Below are 16085 nucleotides of genomic sequence, written 5' to 3' on the forward strand. Positions count from 1 at the left end.
TTTTTGATTGAAATTCAATCCCGAATTTAATTTAAAAAAATAATAACACCCGTTTACAATTCTGCAAACGGGTGTGTCTTTATTATTTTTTAGCTTCCTCGATGTAAGAGATTGCTTGACCTACAGTAGCGATGTTTTCTGCTTGATCGTCTGGAATTTGAATATCAAATTCTTTTTCGAATTCCATAATAAGCTCAACAGTGTCTAATGAGTCAGCTCCTAAATCATTAGTGAAGCTTGCTTCTGTTACAACTTCGTTTTCGTCAACACCTAATTTGTCTACGATAATCGCTTTTACTCTTGATGCAATGTCTGACATAATCTTTAATTTTAGAATTTAATTTGTTGGCAAAAATAAAAAACTTTATTTGAAAACAACTATTTAGTTAATAAATGTGTCATCTAAATTATGAAATTTATTTTAACAAAGGGATCACAATGTTATTTATTTTCATTTTTTATTCCTTTTTTTGCACAATTAAAAGAATTGAATTTATGAAAAAAATAGTAGTTTTTGCTTCTGGATCGGGTACTAATGCTGAAAATATCATAAAGTATTTTGCAAAATCCGAAGTTGCGACTGTTCAAGCAGTCTTTGCAAATAGTTCAATTGCCAAGGTGCTAGACAAGGCGAAAAATCATGGCGTATCAACAAATATTTTTAATAAAGAACAACTTATTGTAGGTGAAGTATTGCAAAAATTAAATTCAATTCAGCCTGATCTGATTGTTTTAGCAGGGTTTTTATTAAAATTACCCAAAAACATCATTGCCGCATATTCAAATAAGATCATAAACATTCATCCTGCATTGTTACCCAAGTACGGTGGTAAAGGAATGTATGGAATGAATATTCATAAAGCAATAGTTGAAAATAAAGAGAAAGAAACCGGAATTACCATTCATTTTGTAAATGAAAATTATGATGAAGGAACTATTATTTTTCAACAAAATATTGTTTTATCCGGTGATGAAAGTGCGGAAGAAGTGGCTCGTAAAATTCATGAATTAGAACAAAAACACTTTCCAGAAGTCATTGAAAAATTGTTAAATGCTAATCTCTAACTTTATATTTTGGAACACGACGTACACATATACACCGATGGTGCTGCCAAAGGGAATCCCGGAAATGGCGGTTACGGAGTAGTCATGGAATGGGTAGGAAAGCTCTATAAAAAGGAATTCTATGAAGGTTTTCGTCGAACGACCAATAATAGAATGGAATTGTTGGCCGTTATTGTGGGACTTGAAAAGTTAAAAAATCCAAATACAAGAGTGCTTGTCGTTTCAGATTCCAAGTACGTGGTCGATTCAGTGCAGAAAAAATGGGTTTTAGGCTGGGAAAAAAAGGGATTTGTTGATCGGAAAAATTCCGATTTATGGAAACGATTTTTAGTGGTGTATAGAAAACATAAAGTGGATTTCAAATGGATCAAGGGGCATAACAATCATGTCCAAAATGAAAGATGCGATGAATTAGCTGTTATGGCATCAATGCAAAAGCAACTTTCAATCGATGCTTTTTATGAAAAAGAAGAGGCAAAACTGTTGTAGTTCACAGATATAAATTGGCAAAACTTTACGCGGTAGACTCTTTGCAACTTTACAACTTATGAACTATCTTTGCACCTTAATTCGAAACGTATATAATGAATAAATTATTGATTGTTGGAACAGTAGCTTTCGACGCAATTGAAACTCCATTTGGAAAAACGGACAAAATTTTAGGTGGTGCAGCAACTTATATTGGTTTATCCGCTTCTTTTTTTAATGTACAATCAGCTATAGTTTCTGTAGTTGGTGATGATTTTCCACAAGAATATTTAGATTTATTGACTTCAAGAAACATTGATATTTCTGGTCTTGAAGTTGTAAATGGTGGGAAGACTTTCTTTTGGAGTGGTCGTTATCACAATGACTTGAATTCAAGAGATACGCTGGATACACAATTAAATGTTTTGGCTGATTTTCAACCAAAAGTACCGCAAGACTATAAAAATTCCGATATAGTAATGTTAGGAAACTTGCATCCTTTAGTACAAAGCAGTGTTTTGGATCAAATGGAAACACAACCTAAATTGACAGTATTGGATACTATGAATTTCTGGATGGATTGTGCTTTACCGGAATTATTGGATGTAATAAAACGTGTAGATGTAATCACCATTAATGATGAAGAAGCAAGACAACTTTCTGGAGAATATTCTTTAGTAAAAGCGGCTGCAAAAATCCAAACGATGGGACCTAAATACGTAGTTATTAAAAAAGGGGAGCATGGAGCGCTTATCTTTCATAATAAAGAAGTTTTCTTTGCACCTGCATTACCACTAGAAGAGGTTTTTGATCCAACTGGAGCAGGAGATACTTTTGCGGGAGGTTTTGCAGGATATTTAACTCAGAGTGAAAATATTTCTTTCGAAAATATGAAAAATGGAATTATTCATGGCTCTAATTTGGCTTCTTTTTGTGTGGAGAAATTTGGAACCAAAAGAATGGTTGATTTAGATAAAGAGGAGGTTGTGTCCAGATTACAACAATTCAAATCACTGACACAATTCGACATAGAATTATAATATATATTGAAACCTCGGAAACGGGGTTTTTTTGTTAAATAAAATTAGCAGGGAATTACCTCTGAATTATGCTTTTTTTTAAATCAGGTCAATTTATTTTTAGAATAACACAACAACACAAACAATTTTACAATGAGCGATGCTTTAAAACACGAGTGTGGTATAGCCTTAATTAGATTACTTAAACCGCTTGAATTTTACAAAGAAAAATACGGAACGGCATTCTACGGAATCCAAAAAATGTATCTTTTGATGGAAAAGCAGCACAATCGCGGACAAGATGGTGCTGGTTTTGCAAGTATAAAATTAGATGTAGAACCAGGAGAACGCTACATAAGTCGGGTTCGTTCCAATCATGCGCAGCCAATTCAGGATGTTTTTGCACAGATAAACGACAGGATTAATGAGGAAATGGCCGCTCACCCGGAATATGCTGATAATGTAGCTTTACAAAAACATAAAATCCCTTATTTAGGAGAATTGTTTTTGGGACACGTTCGCTATGGAACTTTTGGGAAAAACAGTATCGAGAGTGTTCATCCATTTTTACGTCAGAATAACTGGATGCACAGAAACCTTATTTTGGCTGGGAATTTTAACATGACAAATGTTAAAGAGCTTTTTCAAAGTTTGGTTGAACTGGGTCAACATCCAAAAGAAATGGCAGATACAGTTACTGTAATGGAGAAAATTGGACATTTTCTAGATGATGAAGTTACTGATTTGTATCATGAATGTAAAGTGAACGGTTTAACCAAAAGAGAAGCTTCACCAATAATTGCCGAGAAACTAGATGTTGCTAAGATTTTAGCCAGAGCTTCTAAAAACTTAGATGGTGGTTATGCTATGGCAGGACTTTTAGGTCATGGCGATTCATTTGTGTTTAGAGATCCTGCAGGAATTCGTCCCGCTTATTTTTATCAAGATGATGAGATTGTGGTTGTGGCTTCTGAAAGACCTGTAATCCAAACGGTTTTCAATGTTCCTTTCGAGAAAGTTCAGGAAATTGAGCCAGGAAACGCATTGATCATCAAGAAAAACGGAACTGTTTCTATGCAAGAAATTCTTCCACCAACGGTTAAAAAGGCGTGTTCTTTTGAACGAATTTATTTCTCCAGAGGGAGTGATGCCGAAATTTATCAGGAAAGAAAAACACTGGGGAGATTGATTCTTCCAGCGGTTTTAAAATCAATTGAGCAAGATACAGACAACACCGTTTTCTCTTATATTCCAAATACTGCTGAAACTTCATTTTACGGATTGGTAGAAGCAGCACAAGATTTTTTGAATCAAAGAAAGAATAATTACATCCTTCAAAATAGAAATACCCTGACAAAGGAATCGTTACAGGAATTGCTTTCTGTAAAAATACGTACTGAAAAAGTAGCTATTAAAGATGCAAAACTAAGAACCTTTATTACAGAAGATAGTAGTCGTGACGATTTAGTAGCCCACGTATATGATGTGACGTATGGTGTTATAAAACCAACGGATAACTTGGTTATTATTGATGATAGTATTGTTCGAGGGACTACTTTGAAAATGAGTATTATCAAAATGATGGATCGTTTGAATCCAAAACGAATTGTTGTCGTTTCATCGGCACCGCAAATTCGCTATCCGGATTGCTACGGAATTGATATGGCTAAATTGGAAGGTTTAGTAGCTTTCAAAGCAGCTTTAGAATTGCTTAAAGAAAGAAACTTGTATCATATTGTGGATGAAGTTTATGCTAAGTGTAAGGCACAAGAAAACTTCAAGGATAGTGAAGTGGTAAATTATGTAACGGCAATTTATGCACCTTTTCAACCACAAGAGGTTTCAGATAAAATTGCGCAAATGTTGAGTTCACCGGAGATAAAGGCCGAGGTAAAAATCATTTTCCAAACGGTAGAAGATTTGCATATTGCTTGTCCTAAAAATTTAGGAGATTGGTATTTCACAGGAGATTATCCAACTCCGGGAGGAAATCGTGTGGTAAACCGAGCATTTATGAACTTTTATGAAGGAAAAGACGCCCGAGCCTACTAGCAATAGAGGGTTGTGAGTTTTTAATCGGTTTTCTAAGTTGTTCATCTAATTTATTTGGTGGCAACGAAGAACTAGTATAAATTTGAATCACCATAAGATTAGTAGGTTAAGTTTATGGTAGATTTGGGGCAAAAAGGGTGGAAGAGATTCCACCTTTTTTATTGGAATAAAGTCAGATGAAAAGAGTAAAGAAGAAAGAGAATAGAAGAAAGACGAATAAGCCAAGAGTTTATTCGTCTTTTTTGGTATAAAAAATTTGTGAAAACTATTAGGCATAAAAAAATAGACAAATTAACTTTTAAGTTATTTCGTCTATTCTCTTTACTCTAGGTTTTTTTCGAAAAAAAACTATTTCTCTAAAGCATATCTTCTTGCAACTTCTTTCCAGTCAATCACATTAAAAAAAGCTTCGATATAATCTGGTCTTCTATTTTGATAATTCAAATAGTAAGCATGTTCCCAAACATCCATTCCTAAAATTGGAGTTCCACCACAACCTATGCTAGGCATTAATGGATTGTCTTGGTTAGGAGTTCCGCAAACCTCAACTTTTCCACCTTGATGAACACAAAGCCACGCCCATCCGGATCCAAATTGAGTTGCTCCAGCTTTGCTGAAACTTGCTTTAAATTCTTCAAAAGTTCCAAAAGCAGCTTCAATCGCCGTCAATAAATCTCCTGTTGGAAGTCCGCCACCGTTTGGTGTCATCACAGTCCAATACAAATTATGATTGTAAAAACCACCGCCATTGTTACGAACAGCTGTGTTTGTCATATCAAGATTAATCAAAATGTTTTCAATCGTCTTACCTTCCATATCTGTACCTGCAATTGCTGCGTTTAGATTGGTCGTGTAAGCATTGTGATGTTTTGAATGGTGTATTTCCATTGTTCTTGCATCAATATGTGGTTCTAATGCGTCGTACGCATAAGGTAATTGTGGTAATTCAAAAGCCATAATATGTTTGTTTAATAATTTATAAATATATTTATCCAAATTTAAACATTTAACTTTGGAAACGGAAATTCTATTTCGTTATAATTTCATTAAATTAATTGATAGTGTGCTCTTTGGGGTTGCAACAGACTTATTTTCAATAGCTATATACTTCGTGAGTTCGCTCGTTCGTGTCCTGCTTTTTCGCTTCAAATGAAATTAACTGAACTACTATGAGAATAAAAGTTAGGTGAAGTAATCTTATTATCCACCGAAAAGGGGTATAATATGGATTTCCACTTCCATCACGGCTAAACACGAAATTGTTAAAATTACTATTTTGTTTTAAATTACGATTGCGCCATAGCCATACATACAATACTGATTTTAGTACCAGGAATTTTTAGTAAAGCTCTAGAACAGGCCTCTAATGTTGCTCCGGTCGTAATTACATCATCAATTAAAAGAAAATGTTTGTTGTGGTCTTTTTCAGTAAAAACAACATCAAAAATAGTTTCAATTCCTTCTGTTCTTCCTAATAAGTTTTTCTTGGATTGTGTTTTGGAATACACATTCCGAATCAGCAGTGAATCATTATAGACAAAATCTAAATTAGAAGAAAGTGCTTTTCCAAAAGTGGCCACTTGGTTGTATCCCCTTTCCTTTAGTTTTCTTGGGTGTAACGGAACTGGAATAATTTCATCAATACATTCTAATACTTTGAGATTTTTTAAATCTTCAGCGTACCATTCGCCAAGAATTGCTCCTATTTCCTCATGTCCTTTATATTTTAAATTATGAATAAGTTCTTGGGCGATTCCCTTTTTATGAAAATAAAACAATGCCGAAGTATGCACGACAGGAATTCGTCCGTAAAACTTTTTGAAGGCATCATTCTCTGGATTCAAGTGATGATTCGTCAACGGAATATTGTGTCTGCACACTGTACAAATGACATTTTCATTGGTCACTAAAAAGGAGCCGCAGCCGGAACAGACTTTTGGAAAAAACAGATTTATAATGCTTTCAAACATGTAATCAAGGATTTATTTATAAAAATAGACAAAACAATGCTTCAATCTTTAACAATATCCTTTTTTTTAAGTTCCCTTTTCATATTTTTGCAGTACTATGGCAAAACAAGAAGATTTATTTAAGAGTGTAATTTCGCACGCAAAAGAATACGGATTCATTTTTCCGTCAAGCGAAATTTACGATGGTTTAAGTGCAGTCTATGATTATGCACAAAACGGAGTAGAGTTAAAAAAGAACATACGCGAATATTGGTGGAAAGCAATGGTTCAAATGAACGATAACATTGTAGGTCTTGATGCATCCATATTGATGCACCCAACTACTTGGAAAGCATCTGGTCACGTAGATGCATTCAACGACCCGCTGATTGACAACAGAGATTCAAAAAGAAGATATAGAGCCGATGTTTTGATTGAAGATTATGCTGAAAAACTCAACATAAAAGCACTTAAGGAAATCGAAAAGGCAAAAGTACGCTTTGGTGATGCCTTCAACGAACAGGAATTTGTCACTACAAATCCTCGTGTTATGGAGTACAAGTCCAAGGAAAGAGAAATTCTGGAACGATTGGGTCGTTCATTAGGAAATGAAGATTTAGAGGATGTAAAAGCATTAATCGATGAGTTGGAAATTGCTTGTCCAGAAACAGGTTCCAGAAACTGGACCGAAGTACGTCAGTTTAACTTGATGTTTGGAACAAAACTTGGGGCTTCTGCTGATACAGCAATGGATTTATATTTGCGTCCAGAAACAGCGCAAGGTATTTTTGTAAATTTCCTAAATGTTCAAAAATCAGGACGAATGAAAGTTCCTTTTGGAATTGCGCAAACCGGGAAAGCATTCAGAAATGAAATCGTTGCCAGACAATTTATTTTTCGCATGCGGGAATTTGAACAAATGGAAATGCAATTTTTTGTACGTCCAGGAGACGAAATGAAGCATTATGAATTCTGGAAAGACGCTCGTTTGAAATGGCATTTATCACTTGGTTTAGGAAGAGAAAATTATCGTTTTCACGATCACGAAAAATTAGCGCACTATGCTAATGCTGCCGCTGATATTGAGTTTAATTTTCCTTTTGGATTCAAAGAATTAGAAGGAATTCATTCGCGCACAGATTTCGATTTGAAAGCACATGAACAGTTTTCTGGTAGAAAATTACAATATTTTGATGCTGAATTAAATCAAAATTATGTTCCTTATGTAGTAGAAACTTCAGTGGGTCTAGACAGAATGTTCTTGGCCGTTTTTGCCACTTCCTTGAAAGAAGAAACCTTAGAAGATGGCTCTACAAGAACAGTGTTGAAATTACCTTCTGTTTTGGCTCCAACGAAAGCAGCCATTTTACCATTAGTAAAAAAAGATGGTTTACCAGAAATAGCACATAAAATAGTAGCTGATTTACGCTGGGATTTCAATGTGGCGTATGATGAAAAAGATGCGGTAGGAAGACGCTACAGAAGACAAGATGCACTGGGAACTCCGTTTTGTATTACGGTTGATCACCAAACTATTGAAGACCAAACGGTAACAATTCGGCATAGAGATACAATGAAACAAGACCGTGTGGCTATAGCCGATTTGAAGTCTATCATTGAGAATGAAGTTTCAATAAAAAACTGGTTGATGAAAATAGGGTAGTTTAGACATATTTAAACTAACATTATAAGATAGAGGCTTCTCGCATGAAAAGCCTCTATCTTATAATTTTAAAATCTGTAGCCAAACGATATTCCACCTCGACCAACGATCTCGTAATCAGTATCGGTACTATTGAATAAATTTCTTCCAACTCCAGCATTTATCTCAAAAACGAATCCTTTTTTAGTAACCCATTTAGAACCTAAACCAAAACCAAGCGCAAAATCAGTTCTGGTTTCGATACTTGAATTATCTGAAATGTATGGATCGTAGGAATTATTGTTATAAACATAGCTATCATAAGAATTCAACATTCCAAAACCTTCGGCAAAAAATCCTGCAGCTGGCTTTTTGCCAAAATAATAACGGTAGTAAGGTGTCAAACTAAAGTTTGGCTCAATATCCTCAATTATTGGAAAAAATAAAGAAACTCCAAAAGCAGATTCTTCATTTATTATGCGTTCAAAAGTACCTTCGAAACCGCCTGCGACTAAAAAGGCAACATTTAATTTAATTTCGTTTTTCTTGAAATCAGTAGGTTCTTTTTCTTGGCTGAAACCAAATAATGAGGAAGTTAAGCAAATTAAGACAAAAAGTTTTTTCATAAGATTGGTTTTTTTTGAATAAAAGTAAGATAATTTTTTAAAAAAAATATTTTTCGCACTTACTTTTGGGTAGGTAATTCACACAAAGTAATTATCAGTAGATATTGCTGCTCCTTAAATGATTAGTAATACAAATACCAAATCCCAGCTGGGGAATGCTTTTTGGTTAATAACAGGATGTTTTTAGCTATACTTGGAGATGTAAATTTATTTTCCAACTTGTTTTAGAAAAAGAATTGTGCTCTTAATCGGATATATCTGCATTTCATCTTAATGTATCAACATTTGCTAAGAACATATCAACAACACCAATGAAAAAAGGGCTAAATGCCTATTTTTAGAACATTAAACACAAAAATTATAATCATTTTTTGATGCCCTTGTGTAATTAGTCTTCGAAAGTAATCCTACTAAATTAATACGCTAAAGTATATTTTGCTTTGGAAATCGGATGTAATGCCTAACAATTCCAGGAAAAGCCATTGATGAATTATTCGTACATTATTATTGACGACAATCAAGAAAGTGTTTTGAAAACAAAAGGCATTGCTGATGGTTTTCCAGAACTTACTTTTGTGGCTTCCGCAAATAATTATACCGATGGACTTCATCTTGTTTTACAACATACCCCACAATTTATTTTTCTCGAAATTGACCCCGCTGATCTAACTAGTAATTTGTCGTTATCGCTTATCAATGAATTGCACAGGTATTTAAAAATTGTCCCTAAAATTATTGTTACCACTAATAAAAAAGAGTTAGCGTTTGAAGCAATACAACATGGTGTAACCGATTATTTATTGAAACCATTGCTTAGAATCGATTTAGTCAAATTAGTTTTAAAATTAAATAAATCTGAAGTCGACAGTGAAGCCAATAAGAATGAAGCCCCAAGCCTGGATGAAAAAATAACATTTCTACCACAAATTGAAACAGTACATCAAGGACATTCGTTGACTATATGTATTAAGTCTTACGGTGATTACCGGTACATCGATGCAAAAGACATCAGTTATTTACGCGCCGATAATAACTCAACAGACATCTATTTGAATAATGGTGAAATGATTACAGCTTTCAAAACATTAAAACATTTTGAAGAAGCGCTATCATATCCCTTTATCAGAATCCATAACAGTTATATTGTAAATAGGAACTATATTTCCAGAATTCACAGCGGAAACGCAGTTTGTTATATTAAAAACAGCAGTGTAAAACTACCTTTTTCTAAGTCTTACAAGGCAAAGATCGATCTAATTATCTCCGAATTTGCTAACGGAAATTATTTAGAAATCTAAAAATATCCATTCACCCAGATTTGGCGCCTATTCACTATCATTCGGGTAGGTTCTACCATAAAGACCTTTTTTTGTAGGATAAAAAGAAGTTGTCTGTGTAGTTTTACCAAAGAAATCAACGAAAATGGTTTTAAACAAGTAAAACAAAACAACAACATAAAACCCCCAAATTATGAAAAAAGCAATTTTAACAATCGGATTATTTTCTTTAGTAATGGTATTAACTTCTTTTACTTCAAATGAAGAAATTACTTCAACATCAAAAAACGATAAAGCAGAAGTTTTCACAATTGAAAATGTACAATTAAATCTTGTTGGGAATGGATCAACAAGTCAGGGGAATAAGAAAAACGACTAATAATATAGTAGTAAATATCTTGATTTAAGAAAGCTGTCAAACATTTGGCAGCTTTTTTTTATGCCAATACGTTTATTTTCTTATTTTTGATGGTAAAACAATTTTGCTATTGAAACATTCACTCTATACATTACTTTTTTTTATTTCTTTATTTTTTGGGTGTACTAAAAAAAATACTCAAAATGAAATTGATTTAAACTCTAATGACAGCCTTTCTTCCTATTTGTCTCTGGCAAATGATTTTGATCTACCATCTCAACAGCGAGAACAATACATACAAACTGCCTTTAAAATTATTAGTACTCAAGAAAATGATTCTTTACATCGTGTAAACCTCTTCAAGGTTGCAAATCGATATTATAACATAGAAAATTGGAAGGAGTATAAAAAAATGGTGCGATTAGTGCTCGAAAAATCTGCAATGCAGCAGGATGCTTTTAGTCTGGCAAAAGGGAACAATTATTTAGGAGATTATTATGATTCTCAGGGTATCCCGGATAGTTCATTTTTATACTATAACAAAGCAGAAAAAATCTATTTTGAGTTAAATGATAACTATAATCTAGCGAAAACTATAATAAAAAAAGCAAACCTGCAATTCAATCAGAGTGACTTGTTAGGTGCTGAAAAAGCGGTATCTAAAGCTTTAAAAATCATAAAGAGTAGTAATAAAAGCGATGTGTTATATGACGCTTATAATTTGTTAGGATTGATTTATAATGAACTGGAAGATTATAATACTGCAATGCGGTATCACAATAAAGCTTTAACCAGTATCGATGACGAGTTAATGGCCTCTTTTTATCAGCCCAAAGCAACTTCCTATAATAATATTGGTTACCTCCACCTTAAGAAACAAGACTATAAGCAGGCAAAAAAATATTTTCAAAAAGGATTAGATCAAAAAAATGTATTTCAGGACAAGCCTACATTGTATGCCATGTTATTGAATAATTTAGCGTATTCTAAATTTAAACTTTACGAAAAGGAAGGGTTGCCAGACTTGTTTTTTCAGTCATTAAAAATCAGAGATAGTTTACAACTTAGTGCGGGTGTCATAGCCAGTAAAATTAACTTATCCGAATATTTTATTTCAAAAAAGGATACTTTCCAAGCAAGTCTTTTTGCTAAACAAGCCCTTGAGTTAGCCCAAAAAACAAACAATTATCGAAATGTGCTAAATTCTCTAAAACAATTATCTATTATAGAGCCTAAAAACGCTGCGATTTATGGAAACGAATACATTCAAGTCAGCGAGAAACTACAAAAATCAGAACGTAAAATGGGTAATAAATTTACCCGTATTGAATACGAAACAGAGGAAATAAAAAACGAAAATACAGACTTAGTACAACAAAATAGGAATTTAGTTTATATTTTCAGTGGTTTGGCAATGCTTGGTTTGTTTTCCTTTGTCATTAGAACACAAAAAGCAAAAAATAGAGAATTGTTATTCAAGCAACAACAGCAAATGGCCAATGAAGAGATCTATAATTTATTGATTTCACAACAAAATACCATCGAAACCAATAGAATAAAGGAAAAGAAAAGAGTAGCACGCGAATTACACGACGGCGTTTTAGGTAGGATGTTTGGCGTACGAATTAACCTAGATAGCTTGAATAAAATTGATGGTGGAACAGCTGTAAGCAAAAGAAATGATTATTTAATAGAATTGAGAAACATTGAACAGGATATTCGGGAGATTTCTCATGATCTGAATAGAGAAAAATCAGAATTAATTAATAACTTCGTTGCCATAGTTGATAATTTATTCGAAGATCAAAAAAAGACTTATAAATCAAAATTTATTTCATGCATTGATTCGGGGATTAAATGGGAATTGATAAGTAACTCAATCAAAATTAATTTATATCGTATTTTGCAGGAGGCACTTCAAAACATAAATAAATATGCTAATGCAAATACCATTAAAATTGAGCTAAAAAAAGAAGAAGATCACTTGATATTAAAGATCACAGATGATGGGATTGGTTTTAACTTAAAAACAGCTAAGAAAGGAATTGGTCTCCAAAACATACTTTTTCGAGCTAAGGAATGCGATGGCGTATTTGACATAGAATCATCAAAAGGAACGGGGACAATTATAACAGTTACCGCTCCACTAAAATAAAAAACAAACATACAACTTATACAAAAATGGCGATTGATTCAGGTGAAACAGTAACTACAAAAAACAAGATATTAATAGTAGATGACCATCCTTTTATTATTGAAGGATATAAAAATGCAATTACAAGATATAATCCCGATCAATTTGAATTTTTTATAACTAAAGCTAAGGATTGCGAATCAGGGTACCATATTATCACTAATCCGGATACGGAGGCATTTGATATTGCTTTTTTGGATATAAGCATGCCACCGTATGAAGAAAAAAATATTTATTCCGGTGAGGATTTGGCAAAATTATTATCAGAATATATGCCAAACTGCAAAATCATCTTGCTGACCATGTACACGGAATTGTTAAAGATAAAAACCATTATCAAAACAATAAACCCCAATGGGTTGGTTATAAAAAACGATTTAACATTTGATGAATTAATTTTTGCCTTTGATAAAGTCATAAAAAATGAAAAATATTACAGTCAATCAGTTCTAAATATGTTGAATCAAGCCGAAGAAGGAATGATTGAAATTGATCAATTTGACAAACAAATTTTGTTTCATTTATCTAAAGGAACTAAATTACAGGATATTCCTCAGTACATTCCAATTTCACTGGGCGCAATAGAACAACGAAAATTAAATCTGAAAGAATTATTAAAAATTGAGCACGGAAGCGATAGTGATTTAGTTCGAGAGGCCAAAAGCAAAGGATTGCTTTTTTAAATAAACAAAAAACGACATCAAGTAGATGTCGTTTTTTGTTTATTTTAACTAAATGCTAGTTCGTCAAAGCGTCCCAGCCACGGGCTTTTAAAGCAATTTTTGTATTGGCCCGAGTAACTAAATGAATACCTTCACTTTGTTGTGTCATGTGACCAATGATCGTAAAATTTGGATTTGCTTTAATTTTTTCAAAGTCTTCCATGGCAATGGTGAAAAGCAACTCGTAATCTTCTCCTCCATTAATAGCAACTGTCGTACTATCAATATTAAATTCTTCACAAACGTTAATAAATGTTGGATCAATTGGTAATTTGTCTTCATATAAATTACAACCCACTTTTGACTGTTTGCACAAATGCATAATTTCTGATGACAATCCATCCGAAATATCAATCATTGAAGTTGGTTTTATTTCTAAAGCGTGCAATAAGGTACGAACATCTTTTCTGGCTTCGGGTTTTAATTGACGTTCAATTAAATACGTGTAAGCATCTAAATCCGGTTGTGAATTTGGATTCACCTGAAACACTTGCTTTTCACGTTCCAAAACTTGCAATCCCATATACGCAGCTCCAATATCGCCTGTAACCACTAATAAATCAGTTTCTTTTGCGCCATTTCTATATACAATTTCATTTTCATCAGCTTCGCCAATGGCAGTAATGCTAATAATTAACCCTGTTTGGGATGAAGTAGTGTCACCACCTATAACATCAACATTATATTCACGGGCGGCATGCGTAATTCCTGCAAACAATTCATCTAGTGCTTCCAGAGGAAAACGATTGGATACTGCAACAGAAACCGTGATTTGTGTTGGTTTTGCATTCATGGCACAAATATCTGATACATTGACCACAACTGCTTTGTAACCTAAATGTTTTAACGGCATGTAAGCCAAATCAAAATGGACGCCTTCAATCAATAAATCTGTAGAAACAACTACTTTTTTATCTTTGAAATCCAAAACGGCTGCATCATCGCCAATTCCTTTTAATGTTGAAGGTTGGTTGATTTCAAAGTTTTTTGTCAAATGGTCTATCAATCCAAATTCTCCTAATTGAGCTATGCTTGTTCGTTGTGGGTTTTTATCTTCGATCATTATTATAATTGTTTTAAGATGGCAAATATACAAAGAAATTTTCGCCTTGGATTAAAGCAATTTTCATGAATTTTATCCGATCTTTAGAGTACTTAAATCATACAAAATGAAGTCGTTTAATATCGTTACACTTACCGTGAATCCTGCTTTAGACAAAAGCACTCATTTTAAAGGCTTAGTCCCGGAACAGAAAATACGATGTGATGAACCTCGTTATGATGCGGGAGGTGGCGGAATCAATGTCTCTAAGGCAATCTCTCGTTTGGGGGGTACTTCTTTAGCTGTCTTTACTTCGGGTGGACCAATGGGTAAAATGCTGGAGGAATTAGTGGCTAAAGAATCGGTTGAATTTAAAGCAATTGAAGTGCAAACTTGGACCAGAGAAAGTTTTGTAGCCGTGGATGACAATACCAATTCTCAATACCGATTCGGATTTACAGGAGGAAAAATTTCCGAAGAAGAAAGCAATAAAATATTAGAAACTATAGTTGCTTTAAAACCAAAATTCTTAGTAGCCAGCGGCAGTTTGAATGAAGGCTTGTCTGATGATTTTTATTCAAAAATTGCAGAAATAGCAAAAAAATCAAATGCTAAATTAATTGTTGATACCTCAGGCGAAGCATTAAAAAAGGCATTAGAAGTTGGCGTTTATATGATTAAACCCAATGTTGGTGAACTCTCAAAATTAATAGGTGTAGAGCGATTGGAACTGGAAGAAGTAAACCAAGCCGCAAAACAAATCATAGCTAAAGGCGGCTCCGAAATCGTAGTTGTTTCTCTTGGTCCGCAAGGTGCTGTATTGGTTACAAAAGATTTGTTTGAATTTGTTCCTGCTCCTAATGTTGCTAAAAAAAGTACCGTTGGTGCGGGAGACAGCATGGTTGGCGGAATGGTTTGGGCGCTTTCGCAAAACAAAAGCCTTAAAGAAGTAATTCGTTGGGGCGTTGCATGTGGATCAGCGGCGACGATGAATGAAGGAACTCAATTGTTTAAATTTGAAGATGCTAAGCGATTGTTCGAATGGTTGAAGGATAAATAAAAAGTAATCGAGAATTAAATTATTTCTGAGTTTTTTTCCATATTTCAGGATTTCTAGAAGTGTGAAAAACTGCCAAAATTGTAATTATATTAAATGAATCATCAATTGTATAATGAATCAGAAAAGGAAATTTTTTTATTTTTCTACACCTAATCTCGTTATATTTTATGCTAAATAGATAAGGGTCTTTTTGTAAAGAATTGATTTGTTTTTTGGTTTCGGTTTTATAACGTAAGCCCAATTCTTTCAAATGCATTTCATACTATTCGAAAGCTTCTTGAATGTCATTGAATGCATCGATATCTATTTTTATTTGAAAACGCAAATCTTTAAAGTGATTGAGAAACTTCGTCCCAATCTAAAAGTCTTTCAGGATTTGTTTTAGTTTTTGCGATTCGGTCCAAAACGATTCGTTGGTGTTCAACAGGAATCTCAATATTCTCATTCCAAATAGCATCATTAACTTTCAAACGGTCTTTTGGAGAAAGTTGTTTTACAGCTTCAATTAACTGATTGACATTTAAATCGATATTTAATTTTACGGTTTCCATAAAACAAAGTTAGTCAAAAACAAATTGTAGCAAACAAAAAACCTGACAATTTTCATCGTC

General features: G+C 33.5%; 17 protein-coding genes. 10 read left to right on the forward strand and 7 right to left on the reverse strand.

Annotation, left to right across the window (positions count from 1 at the left end; all coding sequences use genetic code 11):
• Positions 1 to 82: 82 nt before the first annotated feature.
• Entirely contained in the window at positions 83 to 319 is a 237-nt protein-coding gene (locus ACEN2F_RS08160) for an acyl carrier protein (RefSeq protein WP_007137004.1), read from the reverse strand.
• Between the two features lie 176 nt (positions 320 to 495).
• Here ACEN2F_RS08160 and purN point away from each other — a divergent pair, with 176 nt between their 5' ends.
• From purN to ACEN2F_RS08180, 4 genes are all read left to right on the forward strand, one after another.
• Positions 496 to 1065 carry a phosphoribosylglycinamide formyltransferase gene (gene purN / locus ACEN2F_RS08165; protein WP_441737777.1) on the forward strand — a complete coding sequence of 190 codons (570 nt, stop codon included), beginning with the start codon at positions 496 to 498 and terminating at the stop codon, positions 1063 to 1065.
• A gap of 9 nt (positions 1066 to 1074) precedes the next feature.
• The gene (gene rnhA, locus ACEN2F_RS08170; RefSeq protein ID WP_441737779.1) at positions 1075 to 1554 is read left to right on the forward strand and encodes a ribonuclease HI; all 480 of its coding nucleotides are present in this window, start codon (positions 1075 to 1077) and stop codon (positions 1552 to 1554) included.
• 95 nt (positions 1555 to 1649) lie between these two features.
• Positions 1650 to 2573: a PfkB family carbohydrate kinase gene (locus tag ACEN2F_RS08175; RefSeq protein WP_441737781.1), complete on the forward strand. Its 924-nt coding sequence runs from the start codon at positions 1650 to 1652 to the stop codon at positions 2571 to 2573.
• A gap of 132 nt (positions 2574 to 2705) precedes the next feature.
• The gene (locus tag ACEN2F_RS08180; protein WP_441737783.1) at positions 2706 to 4604 is read left to right on the forward strand and encodes an amidophosphoribosyltransferase; all 1899 of its coding nucleotides are present in this window, start codon (positions 2706 to 2708) and stop codon (positions 4602 to 4604) included.
• 348 nt (positions 4605 to 4952) lie between these two features.
• On the opposite strand, the gene ACEN2F_RS08185 is transcribed toward ACEN2F_RS08180, so the two are convergent.
• Together ACEN2F_RS08185 and ACEN2F_RS08190 are read right to left on the reverse strand one after the other, a co-directional pair.
• The gene (locus ACEN2F_RS08185; RefSeq protein WP_441737784.1) at positions 4953 to 5561 is read right to left on the reverse strand and encodes a superoxide dismutase; all 609 of its coding nucleotides are present in this window, start codon (positions 5559 to 5561) and stop codon (positions 4953 to 4955) included.
• 329 nt (positions 5562 to 5890) lie between these two features.
• On the reverse strand, positions 5891 to 6574 hold the full coding sequence (locus ACEN2F_RS08190; RefSeq protein ID WP_441737786.1) for a ComF family protein: 684 nt from the start codon (positions 6572 to 6574) through the stop codon (positions 5891 to 5893).
• A gap of 97 nt (positions 6575 to 6671) precedes the next feature.
• On the opposite strand from ACEN2F_RS08190, the gene ACEN2F_RS08195 reads away from it, so the two are divergent.
• Positions 6672 to 8216, forward strand: a complete 1545-nt coding sequence (locus tag ACEN2F_RS08195; RefSeq protein WP_441737788.1) for a glycine--tRNA ligase — start codon at positions 6672 to 6674, stop codon at positions 8214 to 8216.
• A gap of 68 nt (positions 8217 to 8284) precedes the next feature.
• Here ACEN2F_RS08195 and ACEN2F_RS08200 read toward each other — a convergent pair whose 3' ends face one another.
• Positions 8285 to 8821, reverse strand: a complete 537-nt coding sequence (locus ACEN2F_RS08200) for a DUF3575 domain-containing protein (RefSeq protein ID WP_441737790.1) — start codon at positions 8819 to 8821, stop codon at positions 8285 to 8287.
• A gap of 485 nt (positions 8822 to 9306) precedes the next feature.
• Between ACEN2F_RS08200 and ACEN2F_RS08205 the strand changes: the two genes are divergently transcribed.
• The 4 genes from ACEN2F_RS08205 (at position 9307) to ACEN2F_RS08220 (ending at position 13333) form a co-directional block, all read left to right on the forward strand.
• The gene (locus ACEN2F_RS08205) at positions 9307 to 10119 is read left to right on the forward strand and encodes a LytR/AlgR family response regulator transcription factor (RefSeq protein ID WP_441737792.1); all 813 of its coding nucleotides are present in this window, start codon (positions 9307 to 9309) and stop codon (positions 10117 to 10119) included.
• Between the two features lie 172 nt (positions 10120 to 10291).
• Positions 10292 to 10477, forward strand: a complete 186-nt coding sequence (locus ACEN2F_RS08210) for a hypothetical protein (protein ID WP_441737793.1) — start codon at positions 10292 to 10294, stop codon at positions 10475 to 10477.
• Between the two features lie 109 nt (positions 10478 to 10586).
• Positions 10587 to 12611, forward strand: a complete 2025-nt coding sequence (locus ACEN2F_RS08215) for a tetratricopeptide repeat-containing sensor histidine kinase (protein ID WP_441737795.1) — start codon at positions 10587 to 10589, stop codon at positions 12609 to 12611.
• A 26-nt stretch (positions 12612 to 12637) separates the two neighbouring features.
• On the forward strand, positions 12638 to 13333 hold the full coding sequence (locus ACEN2F_RS08220; RefSeq protein WP_441737797.1) for a response regulator: 696 nt from the start codon (positions 12638 to 12640) through the stop codon (positions 13331 to 13333).
• A 55-nt stretch (positions 13334 to 13388) separates the two neighbouring features.
• Here the strand turns inward: ACEN2F_RS08220 and thiL are convergent, their stop codons facing one another.
• Positions 13389 to 14435 (reverse strand): thiamine-phosphate kinase, encoded by a 1047-nt coding sequence (thiL, locus tag ACEN2F_RS08225; protein WP_441737799.1) that lies wholly within the window; start codon positions 14433 to 14435, stop codon positions 13389 to 13391.
• 106 nt (positions 14436 to 14541) lie between these two features.
• On the opposite strand from thiL, the gene ACEN2F_RS08230 reads away from it, so the two are divergent.
• Positions 14542 to 15474 carry a 1-phosphofructokinase family hexose kinase gene (locus ACEN2F_RS08230; protein ID WP_441737801.1) on the forward strand — a complete coding sequence of 311 codons (933 nt, stop codon included), beginning with the start codon at positions 14542 to 14544 and terminating at the stop codon, positions 15472 to 15474.
• Between the two features lie 19 nt (positions 15475 to 15493).
• On the opposite strand, the gene ACEN2F_RS08235 is transcribed toward ACEN2F_RS08230, so the two are convergent.
• Positions 15494 to 15730: a type II toxin-antitoxin system RelE/ParE family toxin gene (locus ACEN2F_RS08235; RefSeq protein WP_441737802.1), complete on the reverse strand. Its 237-nt coding sequence runs from the start codon at positions 15728 to 15730 to the stop codon at positions 15494 to 15496.
• 73 nt (positions 15731 to 15803) lie between these two features.
• Positions 15804 to 16025, reverse strand: coding sequence for a hypothetical protein (locus ACEN2F_RS08240; protein ID WP_441737804.1), 222 nt, complete (start codon positions 16023 to 16025; stop codon positions 15804 to 15806).
• Between the last annotated feature and the right edge of the window lie 60 nt (positions 16026 to 16085).

This window comes from Flavobacterium sp. W20_MBD1_R3, from assembly GCF_052119725.1.
Taxonomy (GTDB): domain Bacteria; phylum Bacteroidota; class Bacteroidia; order Flavobacteriales; family Flavobacteriaceae; genus Flavobacterium.